General features: G+C 69.5%; 10 protein-coding genes. 6 read left to right on the top strand and 4 right to left on the bottom strand.

What is annotated here, in order from left to right:
* Window positions 1-84: 84 nt before the first annotated feature.
* Window positions 85-1,512, bottom strand: coding sequence for an NDP-hexose 2,3-dehydratase family protein (locus OG609_RS45315; protein WP_327278575.1), 1,428 nt, complete (start codon window positions 1,510-1,512; stop codon window positions 85-87).
* A gap of 146 nt (window positions 1,513-1,658) precedes the next feature.
* On the opposite strand from OG609_RS45315, the gene OG609_RS45310 reads away from it, so the two are divergent.
* From OG609_RS45310 to ahcY, 6 genes are all read left to right on the top strand, one after another.
* The gene (locus OG609_RS45310; protein ID WP_327278574.1) at window positions 1,659-2,720 is read left to right on the top strand and encodes a glucose-1-phosphate thymidylyltransferase; all 1,062 of its coding nucleotides are present in this window, start codon (window positions 1,659-1,661) and stop codon (window positions 2,718-2,720) included.
* A 155-nt stretch (window positions 2,721-2,875) separates the two neighbouring features.
* A complete protein-coding gene (metK, locus tag OG609_RS45305; RefSeq protein ID WP_327278573.1) occupies window positions 2,876-4,099 on the top strand; it encodes a methionine adenosyltransferase in 1,224 nt (407 codons plus the stop codon).
* Window positions 4,100-4,190: 91 nt separating this feature from the next.
* A complete protein-coding gene (locus OG609_RS45300) occupies window positions 4,191-5,204 on the top strand; it encodes a carbohydrate kinase family protein (RefSeq protein WP_327278572.1) in 1,014 nt (337 codons plus the stop codon).
* Window positions 5,201-8,653 (top strand): methionine synthase, encoded by a 3,453-nt coding sequence (metH, locus tag OG609_RS45295; protein WP_327278571.1) that lies wholly within the window; start codon window positions 5,201-5,203, stop codon window positions 8,651-8,653. Before OG609_RS45300 ends, metH begins: the two co-directional genes overlap by 4 nt.
* The gene (metF, locus tag OG609_RS45290) at window positions 8,650-9,510 is read left to right on the top strand and encodes a methylenetetrahydrofolate reductase [NAD(P)H] (RefSeq protein WP_327278570.1); all 861 of its coding nucleotides are present in this window, start codon (window positions 8,650-8,652) and stop codon (window positions 9,508-9,510) included. The genes metH and metF overlap by 4 nt, the downstream gene beginning before the upstream one ends.
* Window positions 9,500-10,897 (top strand): adenosylhomocysteinase, encoded by a 1,398-nt coding sequence (ahcY, locus tag OG609_RS45285; protein WP_327278569.1) that lies wholly within the window; start codon window positions 9,500-9,502, stop codon window positions 10,895-10,897. Before metF ends, ahcY begins: the two co-directional genes overlap by 11 nt.
* A 59-nt stretch (window positions 10,898-10,956) precedes the next feature.
* On the opposite strand, the gene OG609_RS45280 is transcribed toward ahcY, so the two are convergent.
* The 3 genes from OG609_RS45280 to abc-f all read right to left on the bottom strand — a co-directional run bounded on the left by OG609_RS45280 (window position 10,957) and on the right by abc-f (window position 14,138).
* Window positions 10,957-11,586, bottom strand: a complete 630-nt coding sequence (locus OG609_RS45280; RefSeq protein WP_327278568.1) for a dTDP-4-dehydrorhamnose 3,5-epimerase family protein — start codon at window positions 11,584-11,586, stop codon at window positions 10,957-10,959.
* Window positions 11,587-11,606: 20 nt separating this feature from the next.
* Window positions 11,607-12,383, bottom strand: a complete 777-nt coding sequence (locus OG609_RS45275) for a class I SAM-dependent methyltransferase (RefSeq protein WP_327278567.1) — start codon at window positions 12,381-12,383, stop codon at window positions 11,607-11,609.
* A 66-nt stretch (window positions 12,384-12,449) separates the two neighbouring features.
* Complete coding sequence (gene abc-f / locus OG609_RS45270; protein WP_327278566.1) at window positions 12,450-14,138, bottom strand: ribosomal protection-like ABC-F family protein; 1,689 nt, start codon at window positions 14,136-14,138, stop codon at window positions 12,450-12,452.
* Window positions 14,139-14,489 lie beyond the last annotated feature (351 nt).

The raw sequence follows: 14,489 nt of genomic DNA, 5'->3' as shown, positions 1-14,489 counted from the left end.
CTGAGCCAGCCGGTCAGGTAATTTTCCCGGGTCGGGTGCCGACCTCTTGACCTGACTCGCTGAAGGTTCCCCGTCCCGATCGAGTCAGGACTCAAGCCAACGCGTCGCCAGCGTCAGGGCCGTCATCAGGCAACGGGCCTGTACGTTCAGGTGGTTGCCGTGCCGCAGTAGCGCCTGCACCTGCGGCACCGACACCCAGCAGAAGTCCGGTGGCAGGTCGCGAGTGACTGCCCAGGCCGCCCTGTCGCCCCCGGCCACCTCGTCGTCCCCGGCCAGCTCGACGATCAGGTTGCGGGTCACCGCGTGGTGGAAGCGCCCGCCCTCCTCGCACTGCTCGGTGTCGAACAGCACCCGCCCGGCGCGCGGCGCGAGCAGCGTGTCCAGGAACTTGGGGCGGCGCGCGCCCCGTCCGTGCAGATGACGCGTCGAGCACTGCACCGTGGGCCCGAACTCGGCCACGTTCAGGCTGCCCGCTTCGACCCGGGCCCGCAGCAGCACGTGCGGCAGTCCGTCGATGCGCCGCACGAGCAGCCCGGCGAGCCCCGCCACCGGGGCGAGCAGCGGCTGGGACCAGCTGGCCACCTCGCGCGCCTGCGCCTGAACGGTCACACCGAGCACCGTGAAATGCCGGCCGTCGGGTCGCCTGATGACGCCGTCCCCGGTCCGTGCCCACGGGCTCGTGGCGTCCTCCAGGACCTTCCGCAACGGAACCTGCTCCTGGGTCAGTTCGTACCTGAACCGGGCGTCGGCAAGGACCGAGAGCACCTCGGAGAACGAGTGGAGCGCGTCGTCCTCGCCCACCGGGCCCGGCGGCCCGCCGCGATGCGCGATCTGCTCCCGCGGCAGCGTCGACAGGACCGTGCGGCTGTCCATGTTCACCAGGTGGTCGCGGAGCAACAGTGCGCCGACCTGACGCAGCGACAGCCAGCGGAACCCGTCGCGAGCGGGCACGTCTTCGTCCGTCATGACGACCACGTTGCGGTTCCGCTTGTGCAGGAACCACCAGCCCTGTTCGGACTGGAGCGAGTCGGCGAGCACCCGCCCGCCGCGCCGGTCCCCGGTGAAGTACTCCGTGTACGGCACGGGACGGCCCCGGTGCACGCCCGTGAAGTTGCTGCGGGTGGCCTGCACGGTCGGCGACAGCTGCAGTCCGTTGAGGTTGCCCGGCTCCGTCTTGGCCTGCAACAGGCAGTGCACCTCGCCGCGGGATTCCTTGAGCAGCATGCCGAGCAGCCCGACCTCGCGCTGCACGATGACGGGCTGGGACCAGGTGAGCGGCCGTTGCCCGGCGGCGTCGAAGTCAGTGGTGGCGCGCAGCCCGGAGACGGAGAAGAAGCGGCCGGATGCGTGCACCAGGTCGCCGGTTTCCCGGCAGAAGCGCCAGCTGGGCAGGGTGTCGAGCGGCGCGCGCCGCACGGAATGGTGATGCCCGCGGCGCTGCTCGTCCAGCCACCGGTCGAAGGAGGCGTCCCCCAGCTCGGTGGGAGGCGGTGCGGTCTTCGTTGAGGTCATGCGGGCATGCTCCATGCCCGCGCTCGAGGCCCGGTCGACGACGGCCTGGAAGCCCATCGAGCCCGGCACCTCGGGGCAGCCCGGGCGCCCGGCGCTCCGGGCTGCGTCAAGCTTTCCTTGAGGAGCCACCAGCACACTCACGGAATATGAAGGCGCTCATACTGTCAGGGGGGACGGGGTCCCGGCTACGCCCCTTCACCCACTCGACCGCCAAACAACTGCTGCCCGTGGCCAACAAGCCCGTGCTCGCGCACTGTCTGGAGAACATCCGCGACGCGGGCATCACCGAGGCGGCCGTCATCGTCGGCACGCACGCCGCGGAGATCTCCGGGGTGATCGGCGACGGTTCCGCGTTCGGCCTCGACCTCACCTATCTGCACCAGGACCAGCCGCGGGGGCTCGCCCACTGCGTGCAGCTCGCTGCCGACTTCCTCGGCGACGACGACTTCGTCATGTACCTGGCCGACAACGTGTTCGCGGACGGTATAGCGCAAGCGGCGAAGGCCTTCGCCGCCGACCGCGCCGACGCGTTGCTCCTCGTGCAGCCGGTGGCCGACCCGCGTGCCTACGGGGTGGCCGAGGTCGGTGCCGACGGCCGGGTGCACCGCCTGGTCGAGAAGCCGGCCGAGCCCGCCAGTGACCTCGCTGTGCTCGGCGTCTACTTCTTCACCTCCCGGATCCACCGGGCGGTCACCGGGCTGTGCCCCAGCGGCCGCGGCGAACTGGAGATCACCGATGCCATCCAGCGCTTCGCCGACGACGGCGCGCTGGTGCGCGCCGAATGCTACGACGGCTATTGGAAGGACACCGGGAAGGCGGAGGACCTGCTCGACTGCAACCGCGAACTGCTCGGACGGCTGACCGGGTCCGTCATGCACGGGGACATCGACGCGGCCAGCACCCTGAGCGGCCCGGTCGTGATCGAACCGGGAGCCCGGGTGCGCGGCAGCCACCTGGTGGGCCCGCTGGTGATCGCCGCCGGGAGCACCGTGACCCAGTGCACCGTCGGGCCGTACGTCTCCGTCGGCCGCGACTGCGTTCTGCGGCACTCCTCCGTCGCCGACTCGATCCTCCTGGAGGGCGCCGCCGTCGACGGCGTCCCCGCCCTCGACCACTCGATCATCGGCCGCTGGGCGCGGATCGGCCGTTCCGCCGCCGGACATCAACTGCTCGTCGGCGACCATGCCAACGCGGAGGTGGCGGCGTGAAGTCGCGCGTGCACGAGCCCAGTCAGGCATAACCGCCCGCGTACGGGCACTCCGACGAGGCGCGAGTGGCAGGCGAGTCACTCCGAGGAGAGTGGCAACGCCGTGCCCCGTTCTCCCGTCGCGCCTCATCCCTCCTACAAGAAATCTGGAGAACCATGTCCCGTCGCCTGTTCACCTCGGAGTCCGTGACCGAGGGCCACCCCGACAAGATCGCCGACCAGATCAGTGACACCATTCTCGACGCGCTGCTGCGCGAGGACCCCACGTCCCGCGTCGCCGTCGAGACGCTCATCACCACCGGCCAGGTGCATGTGGCCGGCGAGGTCACGACCAAGGCGTACGCGCCGATCGCGCAGCTCGTGCGCGACAAGATCCTCGAGATCGGCTACGACTCCTCGAGCAAGGGCTTCGACGGCGCTTCCTGCGGCGTATCGGTCTCCATCGGCGCACAGTCCCCGGACATCGCGCAGGGCGTCGACACGGCGTACGAGAACCGGGTGGAAGGCGCCTCTGCCGGAGGCAAGGGGGACGAGCTCGACCAGCAGGGCGCGGGGGACCAGGGCCTGATGTTCGGCTACGCCAGCAACGAGACCCCGAACCTGATGCCGCTGCCGATCGAGCTGGCCCACCGCCTCTCGCGCCGCCTGACCGAGGTCCGCAAGAACGGCACCGTCCCCTACCTGCGCCCGGACGGCAAGACCCAGGTCACCATCGAGTACCAGGGCAGCCGCCCGGTCCGGCTCGACACGGTCGTGGTCTCCTCGCAGCACGCGAGCGACATCGACCTGGGCTCGCTGCTCACGCCCGACATCCAGGAGCACGTCGTGGAGTACGTCCTCGACGGCCTCGCCGAGGACGGCATCAAGCTGGAGACCGAGGGCTACCGGCTCCTGGTCAACCCCACCGGGCGGTTCGAGATCGGCGGTCCGATGGGCGACGCCGGCCTGACCGGCCGCAAGATCATCATCGACACGTACGGTGGCTACGCCCGCCACGGCGGCGGCGCCTTCTCCGGCAAGGACCCGTCCAAGGTGGACCGCAGCGCCGCCTACGCGATGCGCTGGGTCGCCAAGAACGTCGTCGCCGCCGGGCTCGCGGACCGCTGCGAGGTCCAGGTCGCCTACGCGATCGGCAAGGCCGAGCCGGTCGGCCTGTTCGTCGAGACCTTCGGCACCGCATCCGTCCCCCAGGCCGACATCGAGCGGGCCATCTCCGAGGTCTTCGACCTGCGCCCGGCCGCCATCATCCGCGACCTCGACCTGCTGCGCCCGATCTACTCCCAGACGGCCGCCTACGGCCACTTCGGCCGCGAACTCGACGACTTCCCCTGGGAGAAGACCGACCGCGCCGAGCGACTCAAGGCCGCGGCCGGACTCTGACCTGCCCTCCACCCACCGACGGCCGGCCCCAGACCGGCCGACCGACCGAAGGGCCCTAGCCCCGGCCCACGCACCCAACGGGAGTGCTCACGTGCGTATCGCCGTGTCCGGCTCGATCGCCACGGACCATCTGACGGTGTTTCCCGGCAGATTCGCGGACCAGCTGGTCCCCAGCCAACTGCACCATGTCTCCTTGTCGTTCCTCGTCGACGACCTCGAAGTGCGACGCGGCGGCGTCGCCGCCAACATCGCCTTCGGGCTCGGCGGCCTCGGCCTCGCACCGCTCCTGATCGGCGCGGTCGGCACCGACTTCGGACCGTACGAGGTGGTGCTCAAGGAGCAGGGCGTCGACACCAGTGGCGTCCTGGTCTCCGGCGAACGGCAGACCGCCCGGTTCATGTGCACCACCGACCAGGACGCCAACCAGATCGCCGCGTTCTACGCGGGCGCCATGGCCGAGGCGCGCGACATCGACCTGACCACCCTGATCGGGAACGCCGCCCCCGATGCCCGGCCGGACCTGGTCCTGATCGCGCCCAACGACCCCGAGGCGATGCTCCGCCACACCCGGCAGTGCCGGGAGCTCGGCATCCCGTTCGCCGCGGACCCCTCGCAACAGCTCGCCCGCCTCGACGGCACTCAGGTGCGGGACCTGGTGGACGGCGCCCGCTGGCTCTTCACCAACGAGTACGAGGCCGCCCTGCTGCTCGAGCGCACCGGCTGGACGCGCGACGACGTGCTCGACCGGGTCGGCACCTGGATCACCACGCTCGGCTCTCACGGCGCCCGCGCCGAATGCGCCGACGGCACCTCTCTCCGCGTCCCCGCCGTGCCCGACGTCCCGGTCGTCGACCCGACCGGTGTCGGCGACGCGTTCCGGGCCGGCTTCCTCGCCGCTACCGCCCGGGGCCTGGCCCTGAAGGCCGCGGTACGGCTCGGCTGCTCGGTCGCGGCCGAGGTGATCCGCACCGTCGGCTCCCAGTCGTACGACGCCGCTGCCGACCGCCTCCTCGCCAACCTCACGGCCGCGTACGGCACGGACGCCGCCGAGGAGATCGCGCCCTACCTGGCGGTCGTCACCCGCGAGGGTGGCGACAGCTCGTGACCGCTTCTCCGGAAACCCTCAGGGAGGCCCTCGCCACCCGCGTGGTGGTGGCCGACGGCGCGATGGGCACGATGCTCCAGGAGCAGGACCCGAGTCTGGACGACTTCGAGCAGCTGGAAGGCTGTAACGAAGTCCTGAACGTGACGCGCCCGGACATCGTCCGGTCGGTGCACGAGGAGTATTTCGCGGTCGGTGTCGACTGCGTCGAGACGAACACCTTCGGTGCCAATCATGCGGCGCTGGGGGAGTACGACATCCCCGAGCGGGTCTTCGAGTTGTCGGAGTCCGGTGCGCGGGTGGCGCGTGAGGTGGCCGATGAGTTCACCGCGTCGACGGGGCAGCAGCGTTGGGTGCTCGGTTCGATGGGCCCCGGCACGAAACTGCCGACCCTGGGCCACGCCCCCTACACGACGTTGCGGGATGCCTATCAGCAGAATGCGGAGGGTCTGATCGCGGGCGGCGCGGACGCGCTGCTGGTGGAGACCACGCAGGACCTGCTGCAGACGAAGGCGGCGATCCTGGGCGCCCGCCGTGCCCTGGAGGCCACCGGCGCGAATCTGTCGCTGATCTGTTCGGTGACGGTGGAGACGACCGGCACGATGCTGCTGGGTTCGGAGATCGGCGCGGCGCTGACGGCGCTGGAGCCGTTGGGCATCGACGTGATCGGCCTGAACTGCGCGACGGGTCCGGCGGAGATGAGCGAGCACCTGCGCTACCTCTCCCGCCACTCGCGGATCCCGATCTCGGCGATGCCGAACGCGGGCCTTCCCGTGTTGACCAAGGACGGCGCGCACTACCCGCTGACGGAGGCGGAGCTGGCCGATGCCCAGGAGACCTTCGTCCGGGAGTACGGCCTGTCCCTGGTCGGCGGCTGCTGCGGCACGACGCCGGAGCATCTGCGCAAGGTCGTGGAGCGGGTGCGCGGGGTGGAGGTCTCCCGCCGTGAGCCGCGCCCGGAGCCGGGTGCGGCCTCGCTCTACCAGACGGTGCCGTTCCGTCAGGACACTTCGTATATGGCGATCGGTGAGCGAACGAACGCCAATGGGTCGAAGAAGTTCCGTGAGGCGATGCTGGAGGGCCGCTGGGACGACTGTGTGGAGATGGCCCGCGACCAGATCCGCGAGGGCGCCCACATGCTCGACCTGTGTGTCGACTATGTGGGCCGGGACGGGGTGAAGGACATGGAGGAGCTGGCGGGCCGTTTCGCCACCGCCTCCACGCTGCCCATCGTCCTTGACTCGACCGAACTGCCGGTCATCCAGGCAGGGTTGGAGAAGCTGGGCGGCCGGGCGGTCATCAACTCCGTCAACTACGAGGACGGCGACGGGCCGGAGTCGCGCTTTGCGAAGGTGACCGCGCTGGCCAGGGAGCACGGGGCGGCGCTGATCGCGCTGACCATCGATGAGGAGGGCCAGGCCCGCACCGTCGAGCACAAGGTGGCCATCGCCGAGCGGCTGATCGAGGATCTGACCGGCACCTGGGGCATCCATGAGTCGGACATCCTCATCGACTGTCTGACCTTCACCATCTGCACCGGTCAGGAGGAGTCGCGGGGGGATGGCATCGCCACCATCGAGGCGATCCGTGAGCTGAAAAAGCGCCACCCGGACGTGCAGACCACGCTGGGCCTGTCGAACATCTCCTTCGGCCTGAACCCGGCCGCCCGTGTCGTGCTCAACTCGGTCTTCCTGGATGAGTGTGTCAAGGCGGGTCTGGACTCGGCGATCGCGCACGCCTCGAAGATCCTGCCCATCGCGCGTCTGGAGGAGGAGCAGGTCAAGGTCGCCCACGACCTGATCTACGACCGGCGCGCCGAGGGCTATGACCCCTTGCAGAAGCTCATGGAGCTTTTCGAGGGCGTCAACATGAAGTCGATGAAGGCGGGCAAGGCCGAGGAACTCTTGGCGCTGCCGCTGGATGAGCGCCTTAAGCGGCGCATCATCGACGGGGAGAAGAACGGCCTGGACGCCGATCTGGACGAGGCCCTGCAGACCCGCCCGGCCCTGGACATCGTCAACGACACCCTGCTGGAGGGCATGAAGGTCGTCGGTGAGCTGTTCGGTTCCGGGCAGATGCAGCTGCCGTTCGTGCTGCAGTCCGCCGAGGTGATGAAGACCGCGGTGGCCCATCTGGAGCCGCACATGGAGAAGTCGGACTCCGAGGGCAAGGGCACCATCGTGCTGGCCACCGTCCGCGGCGACGTGCACGACATCGGCAAGAACCTCGTCGACATCATCTTGTCCAACAATGGCTACAACGTGATCAACCTCGGCATCAAGCAGCCGGTCGCGGCGATCCTGGACGCCGCGGCCGAGCACCGCGCGGACGTGATCGGCATGTCCGGCCTCCTGGTGAAGTCGACGGTGATCATGAAGGAGAACCTGGAGGAGCTCAACCAGCGCAAGATGGCCGCCGACTTCCCCGTCATCCTCGGCGGCGCGGCGCTGACCCGGGCCTACGTCGAGCAGGACCTGCACGAGATCTACGAGGGCGAGGTCCGCTACGCCCGCGACGCGTTCGAGGGCCTGCGCCTGATGGACGCCCTCATCGCGGTCAAGCGCGGCGTCCCCGGCGCCACCCTGCCCGAGCTCAAGCAGCGCCGCGTACCGAAACGGGAGCTGATCATCGAAGAGCCGCGGGACGTCGGCCGCTCGGACGTCGCCGTCGACAACCCGGTCCCCACCCCGCCGTTCTGGGGCACCCGCGTCGTCAAGGGCGTCCAGCTCAAGGAGTACGCCTCCTGGCTCGACGAGAGCGCCCTGTTCAAGGGCCAGTGGGGGCTCAAGGGCGACACCATCGAGAGCGAGGGCCGGCCGCGGCTGCGTATGTGGCTCGACCGGCTGCGCACGGAGAACCTCCTGGAGGCGGCCGTGGTCCACGGCTACTTCCCGTGCGTGTCCAAGGGCGACGACCTGATCATTCTGGACGACCAGGGCGGCGAGCGGACCCGGTTCACCTTCCCGCGCCAGCGCCGCGGCCGGCGCCTGTGCCTGGCCGACTTCTTCCGCCCGGAGGAATCGGGGGAGACCGACGTGGTCGGGCTCCAGGTGGTCACGATGGGTTCGAAGGTCGGCGAGGCCACCGCCGAGCTGTTCGCCGCCGACTCCTACCGCGACTACCTCGAACTGCATGGCCTGTCCGTGCAGTTGGCCGAGGCACTCGCCGAGTACTGGCACGCCCGCGTCCGCTCCGAACTCGGCATCGCCGGCAGTGATCCGTCCGCGATGGAAGGCATGTTCCGCACCGATTACCAGGGCTGCCGCTACTCGCTCGGCTACCCGGCCTGCCCGGACCTGGAGGACCGCGCCAAGATCGCGCAGCTGCTCGAACCCGAGCGGATCGGCGTGCAACTCTCCGAGGAGTTCCAGCTCCACCCGGAGCAGTCCACGGACGCGATCGTCATCCACCACCCCGAGGCGAGCTACTTCAACGCGGGAGGCCGCGCATGACGACGTTCTCCTTCGAGTTCTTCCCGCCGAAGACGGCCAAGGGCGAGCAGGCCCTGTGGCAGGCCATCCGCCGCATCGAACCGCTCGCGCCCGACTTCGTGTCCGTCACCTACGGCGCGGGAGGCTCCTCACGGGAGCGCACCATCGAGGTCACCAAACGGATCGTGGCCGAGACGACGCTGCGCCCGGTGGCGCACCTGACGGCCGTCGGGCACTCGGTGGCCGAACTGCGCCGCATCATCGGCCAGTACGCGGACGCCGCAGTGCACGACGTGCTCGTGCTGCGCGGCGACCCGCCGGGCGACCCCAAGGGACCTTGGACCCCGCACCCGGACGGTTTCACCCACGCGTACCAACTCGTGGAACTGGTGCGGTCGCTGGGGGACTTCACCATTGGGGTCGCGGCCTTCCCGGAGATGCACCCGCGTTCCCCCGACTGGGACAGCGACATCCGGCACTTCGTGACCAAGTGCCGCGCCGGCGCGGACTACGCCATCACCCAGATGTTCTTCGACGTGGAGGACTATCTGCGGTTGCGTGACCGGCTCGCGGCCGCCGGCTGCACGACGCCGGTCATCCCGGAGATCATGCCGGCCACCGACGCCCGCCAGATCCGGCGCTTCGCCGAGCTCTCCGACGCCGCCTTCCCGGAGGACCTGGCCCACCGGCTCGAAGCCGCCCGTGAGCGCCCCGAAGACGCGTACCGGATCGGGGTCGACCACGCCACCGCCATGGCGGACCGGCTGCTCGCCGAGGGCGCCCCCGGCCTGCACTACATCACGCTCAACAAGTCCACCGCGGCCTTGGACATCCACCGCAACGTACTGAACAGCTCAAGGAGCCTCCATGTCATCTAAGTTCACCGACTTCAAGGTCGCCGATCTCTCCCTCGCCGAGTTCGGCCGCAAGGAGATCACCCTCGCCGAACACGAGATGCCCGGCCTGATGTCGATCCGCAGGGAGTACGCGGACGCGCAGCCCCTCGCGGGCGCACGCATCACCGGTTCCCTGCACATGACGGTCCAGACGGCCGTCCTCATCGAGACCCTGGTCGCCCTGGGCGCCGAGGTCCGCTGGGTCTCCTGCAACATCTTCTCGACCCAGGACCACGCCGCCGCCGCGATCGCCGCCGCCGGCATCCCGGTCTTCGCCTGGAAGGGCGAGACCCTGGAGGAGTACTGGTGGTGCACCGAGCAGGCCCTGACCTGGCCCGGGCACGCGGGCCCGAACATGATCCTCGACGACGGCGGCGACGCCACCCTCCTCGTCCACCTGGGAGTCGAGCGGCACAAGACGGGCAAGCTGCCCGAGGCCTCCAACGAGGAAATGGCTGTCGTCCGCAACCTGTTGGAGAACAGCACGCTCGACTGGTCCGTCATCGCCTCGGAGATCCGCGGTGTGACGGAGGAGACCACGACCGGTGTCCACCGCCTGTACGAGATGCACCGCGAGGGCTCCCTGCTGTTCCCGGCGATCAATGTGAACGACGCCGTGACGAAGTCGAAGTTCGACAACAAGTACGGCTGCCGCCACTCCCTGATCGACGGCATCAACCGCGCCACGGACGTTCTCATCGGCGGCAAGACCGCTCTCGTCTTCGGTTACGGCGACGTGGGCAAGGGCTGCGCGGAGTCCCTGCGCGGCCAGGGCGCCCGCGTGATCGTCACCGAGATCGACCCGATCTGCGCCCTGCAGGCGGCGATGGACGGCTTCCAGGTCACGACGCTGGACGAGGTCGTCGACCAGGTCGACATCTTCGTCACCACGACGGGCAACAAGGACATCATCATGGCCTCGGACATGGCCAGGATGAAGCACCAGGCGATCGTGGGGAACATCGGCCACTTCGACAACGAGATCGACATGGCCGGCCTCGCGAAGATCCCCGGGATCGTCAAGGACGAGGTCAAGCCGCAGGTCCACACCTGGACGTTCCCCGACGGCAAGGTCCTCATCGTGCTGTCCGAGGGCCGCCTGCTGAACCTGGGCAACGCGACGGGCCACCCGTCGTTCGTGATGTCCAACTCGTTCGCGGACCAGACCCTGGCCCAGATCGAGCTGTTCACCAAGCAGGAGGAGTACCCGACCGACGTCTACGTGCTTCCCAAGCACCTGGACGAGAAGGTCGCCCGCCTCCACCTCGACGCGCTCGGCGTGAAGCTCACGACGCTGCGCCCCGAGCAGGCCGCGTACATCGGCGTCGAGGTAGAGGGCCCGTACAAGCCGGACCACTACCGCTACTGATCACGTGACCGCCGGGGCGCCACACGGCCCCGGCGGTCACCTCCGTGCGACGGCGGCCTCTACAGCGCCGCCTCCAGCTCCAGGCAGGTCGCGTAGTCCGGCAGGATGCCCGCCTCCAGCGCTTGGGCCAGAGTGGGGGCCGCGACGTCGCGCTCGGACATGACCGGCTCCACGCCCTCGAGCGTGAGAGGCAGGGCGAGTTCCGGATCCAGCGGGGAGACAGCGAGTTCGTGCTCCGCCACGTACGGCCCGGACATGAGGTACACCATCGTGGTGTCGTCCTCGAGTGCGACGAACACGTGGCCCACGCCGACCGGCAGATACGTCGACCGGAAGGTGTCCTGGCCGAGCTCGACCGTGTCCCACTCGCCGAAGGTGGGCGACCCCACCCGCAGGTCGACGACGAAGTCCAGTGCCCGGCCGCGCCCGCACGTGACGTGCTTGGCCATGCCCGGCGGCGTCGCCGTGAAGTGCACACCGCGCACCACACCGCGGCTCGACCGGCTCTGGCAGGTCTGGAAGACGGGGAAGGCGTGCCCGCTCGTCTCGGTGAACTGCTGCTGCTGATACGTGGTCACGAACAGGCCGCGCCGGTCGGGGAAGATCTTCGGGGTGAACTCATAGGCGCCCTCGACGGCGAGTTCCCGGACGGTCGTGGGCGCGGTCGTGCCGATGGATCGAGTCGTCATCACAGATGCCCGCGATCCGATCACTCGCCCCACTTCATGTAGACGACCGGCGGCTCACGGCCCGGAAGCTGGCGCAGAGGCGCGCAGTCCAAGCCGAGGACCTCCCGCAGCGCGGTGGTCTCACCGGGCCACTTCGGGTGGGCCAGCTCGTCGAACGCGAGGATGCTGCCCTTGGTCAGGTGCGGCCGGATCGCCTCCAGGAGCTCCTTGGTCGGCTGGTGGAGATCCAGGTCGAAGTAGGCCATGGCGATGACCGTCTCCGGGTTTTCCTCCAGGTACTGCGGCACCGTTTCGCGCACGTCGCCCTGCACGACGAAAGAACGCTGCGTGTGCCCGAACGGCTCGGAGGCCTCATGGGCCGCAAGAACCTCGCGCAGATGGTCGACCTCGTTCTCCGGCACCGCGAAACGCCCGGCGACGGCACTGGTGCTGACCTTGTCCACGTCCTTGATGTCGTCCGGGAAGCCGGTGAACGTGTCGAAGCCGATGATGCGCCGCAGCGAGTTGTACGGCTCGTAGATGCTGCGCAGGGCCGTCAGCGTGGCCAGGTGACGGCCGTGCAGCACACCGAACTCCATGATGACGCCCGGCACTTCGGGCAGCATGCGGTAGAGCGCGTCCATGGAGAGCAGGTCGGCGAGCTGGTGGCGGCGCAGGTAGATGGGCAGGTTGTCGATCAGATACTGGGGCGGTATGGGGCTGTCGACGAGGAGCTTCGTGAGCCGCTCACGCGCGTCACGCTCGTGATCCGACTCGTGGGGGACGATGCGCGGGTCGGTGAATCCGTCCTTGGCCATGAGAGGGCTCTTCCTTTCGCTGGTGGGTCGTACCGTCCCACGGGGCGATACGACGCAACAGCGGAATCAGCCGCGGATGGAGCCGTTCTCCAGGTGCACTGTGCGCCCGCTGAACCGCCGTTCGAGCATGCGGTCGTGGGAGACGACGACCAGCGCTCCCCGGTAGTGCGACAGGGCCTCTTCGAGGTCCTCCACCAGCGCCGGTGACAGATGGTTCGTCGGCTCGTCAAGCACCAGCAGATCGACGGGGTCGTGCAGCAGTCGGGCCAGGGCGAGGCGCCGGCGCTGCCCGACGGAGAGCCCCGCCACCGGCGTCGCCAGATCCGACGGCCTGAACAGCCCGAGGCCAAGGAGCGCCCCGCGGTGCGCCTCCACATCGCCGGGCAAGCCCGCCCGGAACCCGTCCAGGAGACTGAGCCCGGGCTCGGTGACAGCTGTCTCCTGCGGCAGCCAGCCGGTGCGCGCCGGACGCGTGCCCGTGCCCCGGTCCGGTTCCAGATCGCCGACCAGCACCCGCAACAGGGTCGATTTGCCCGCGCCGTTGGGGCCGGTGATCAGGACGCGCTCGCCCGCACGTACCTCGAAGTCCGGCGCGCGGAGCCGCTGTTCCACCACGACGTGGTGCAGTCCGGCGATCACCGGGTCGCCTGCGGCGTCACCGCCCTGGATCCGGGGTGCGAAGCGCATCGGCCGCGGCGGGCGGGGAACCGGGTTCTCCTCGAGCCGACGCAGCCGCTCCTTGGCGTTGCGCACGCGGGCGGAGATCTGCTTCTCCACACTGCGCTGGTGCCGGCCGTTCGTCCGGTCGGTGTTGGCCCGTGGCCCGGCGGCCACGTGGTTCGCCGCGGCGCGCGTCAGTTCGCGCTGGCGGGCCAGATCGTCCTTCCACTCCTGGTGCTGCTGCTCCCGGCGCAGCCGCAGGGTCTCCTTGGCCTTGAGGTAGCCGGCGTAGCCGCCGCCGTGGCGGTGGACCGTGTGCCGCTCGGCATCCACGTCCCACAGGGCCGTGGCCACCCGCTCCAGGAAGACGCGGTCGTGGGAGACGACGAGGATGCTGCCGCGATGGGAGCGCAGGTGTTCCTCGAGCCATTCCAGGGCGGCCCGGTCCAGATGGTTGGTGGGCTCGTCGAGCAGCATCAGCTGCGGTGCGGCGGCGAGCACACAGGCCAGGCCGAGGCGAGCCTGCTCGCCGCCGGACAGGCCGGCCAGGCGCCGGGTGGCGTCCACGGAGGCCAGACCCAGGCCGTGCAGGGCGGCCTGCACCCGGGAGTCGGCCGCGTAGCCGTCCCGGGCCTCGAACGCCTCCGTGAGATCGCCGTACTTGGCCAGCAGGGCCGCCAGATCATCGCCTTCGGCCTCGGCCATGGCCCTCTCGCAGCGGCGCAACTGGCGCTCCAGCGTGCGTAGTTCGGTCAGGGCGTGGTCGATGGCGTCCCGCACCGTGTCGTCGGGTGCCAGCTCGGGGATCTGCGGGAGGTAGCCGATGCCGCCCGGCGCACGTACCAGGACCCGGCCCCCGTCGGGCTTGTCCACCCCGGCGAGCAGACGCAGCAGGGTGGTCTTGCCCGATCCGTTCTCCCCGATGACGCCGATGCGCTCGCCGAGGGTCACGGACTGGTGCACCCCGCCCAGCAGGCGGCGGGTGCCGCGGGAGTGCTGGACGTCGTCCAGGACCACCTGGAAACCGCCCTCCGACGTCGTGGTCGGCACCGGCGGGAGGAAGCTGTCCGCAGAAGACTCCGTAGAAGAGTTCATGGAGGAGTTCGTGAAAGAGGAGTCATGCATGGATTCGCACGCCGTTTCATCCGTAGTCCGAAGAGGCCGACCGAGGCGGCATGACCGCATGGCACAGGACAAGAGACTGTCGTGAAAGGGCAGTGCGGCGCTTGAGCGGCGGAAGAGGGCCGCTGGAGAAGCGGCGCTCGCGGTGCCTGTGACGCCCGGCGAGGAAGTGCCCACGGGGCGGCAATTGGCCAAGTTCCGGTGATTTTCGGCTGTTGTCGGCGAGGTGTCCGTCACCGGTGCGTGGCCCGGCGTCCGCGCCGGGAGGCCGTCCTCGATCGGCCGTTGGGCGCTCAGCACCTGCGCAAATGATCAGGGGCACGG

Origin of the sequence: Streptomyces sp. NBC_01224 (genome assembly GCF_036002945.1) — a bacterium.
Taxonomy (GTDB): domain Bacteria; phylum Actinomycetota; class Actinomycetes; order Streptomycetales; family Streptomycetaceae; genus Streptomyces.
The sequence above is the reverse complement of the archived record's forward strand: the minus strand, read 5'-3'. Positions and strand labels throughout refer to the sequence as shown.

Bases quoted from the DNA above. Each gene is read 5' to 3' on its own strand.
- OG609_RS45310 (WP_327278574.1), top strand. From the start codon at position 1,659: ATGAAGGCGCTCATACTGTCAGGGGGGACGGGGTCCCGGCTACGCCCC.
- OG609_RS45315 (WP_327278575.1), bottom strand. From the start codon at position 1,512: ATGACCTCAACGAAGACCGCACCGCCTCCCACCGAGCTGGGGGACGCC.
- metK (WP_327278573.1), top strand. From the start codon at position 2,876: ATGTCCCGTCGCCTGTTCACCTCGGAGTCCGTGACCGAGGGCCACCCC.
- metF (WP_327278570.1), top strand. From the start codon at position 8,650: ATGACGACGTTCTCCTTCGAGTTCTTCCCGCCGAAGACGGCCAAGGGC.
- ahcY (WP_327278569.1), top strand. From the start codon at position 9,500: ATGTCATCTAAGTTCACCGACTTCAAGGTCGCCGATCTCTCCCTCGCC.
- OG609_RS45280 (WP_327278568.1), bottom strand. From the start codon at position 11,586: ATGACGACTCGATCCATCGGCACGACCGCGCCCACGACCGTCCGGGAA.
- OG609_RS45275 (WP_327278567.1), bottom strand. From the start codon at position 12,383: ATGGCCAAGGACGGATTCACCGACCCGCGCATCGTCCCCCACGAGTCG.
- abc-f (WP_327278566.1), bottom strand. From the start codon at position 14,138: ATGAACTCTTCTACGGAGTCTTCTGCGGACAGCTTCCTCCCGCCGGTG.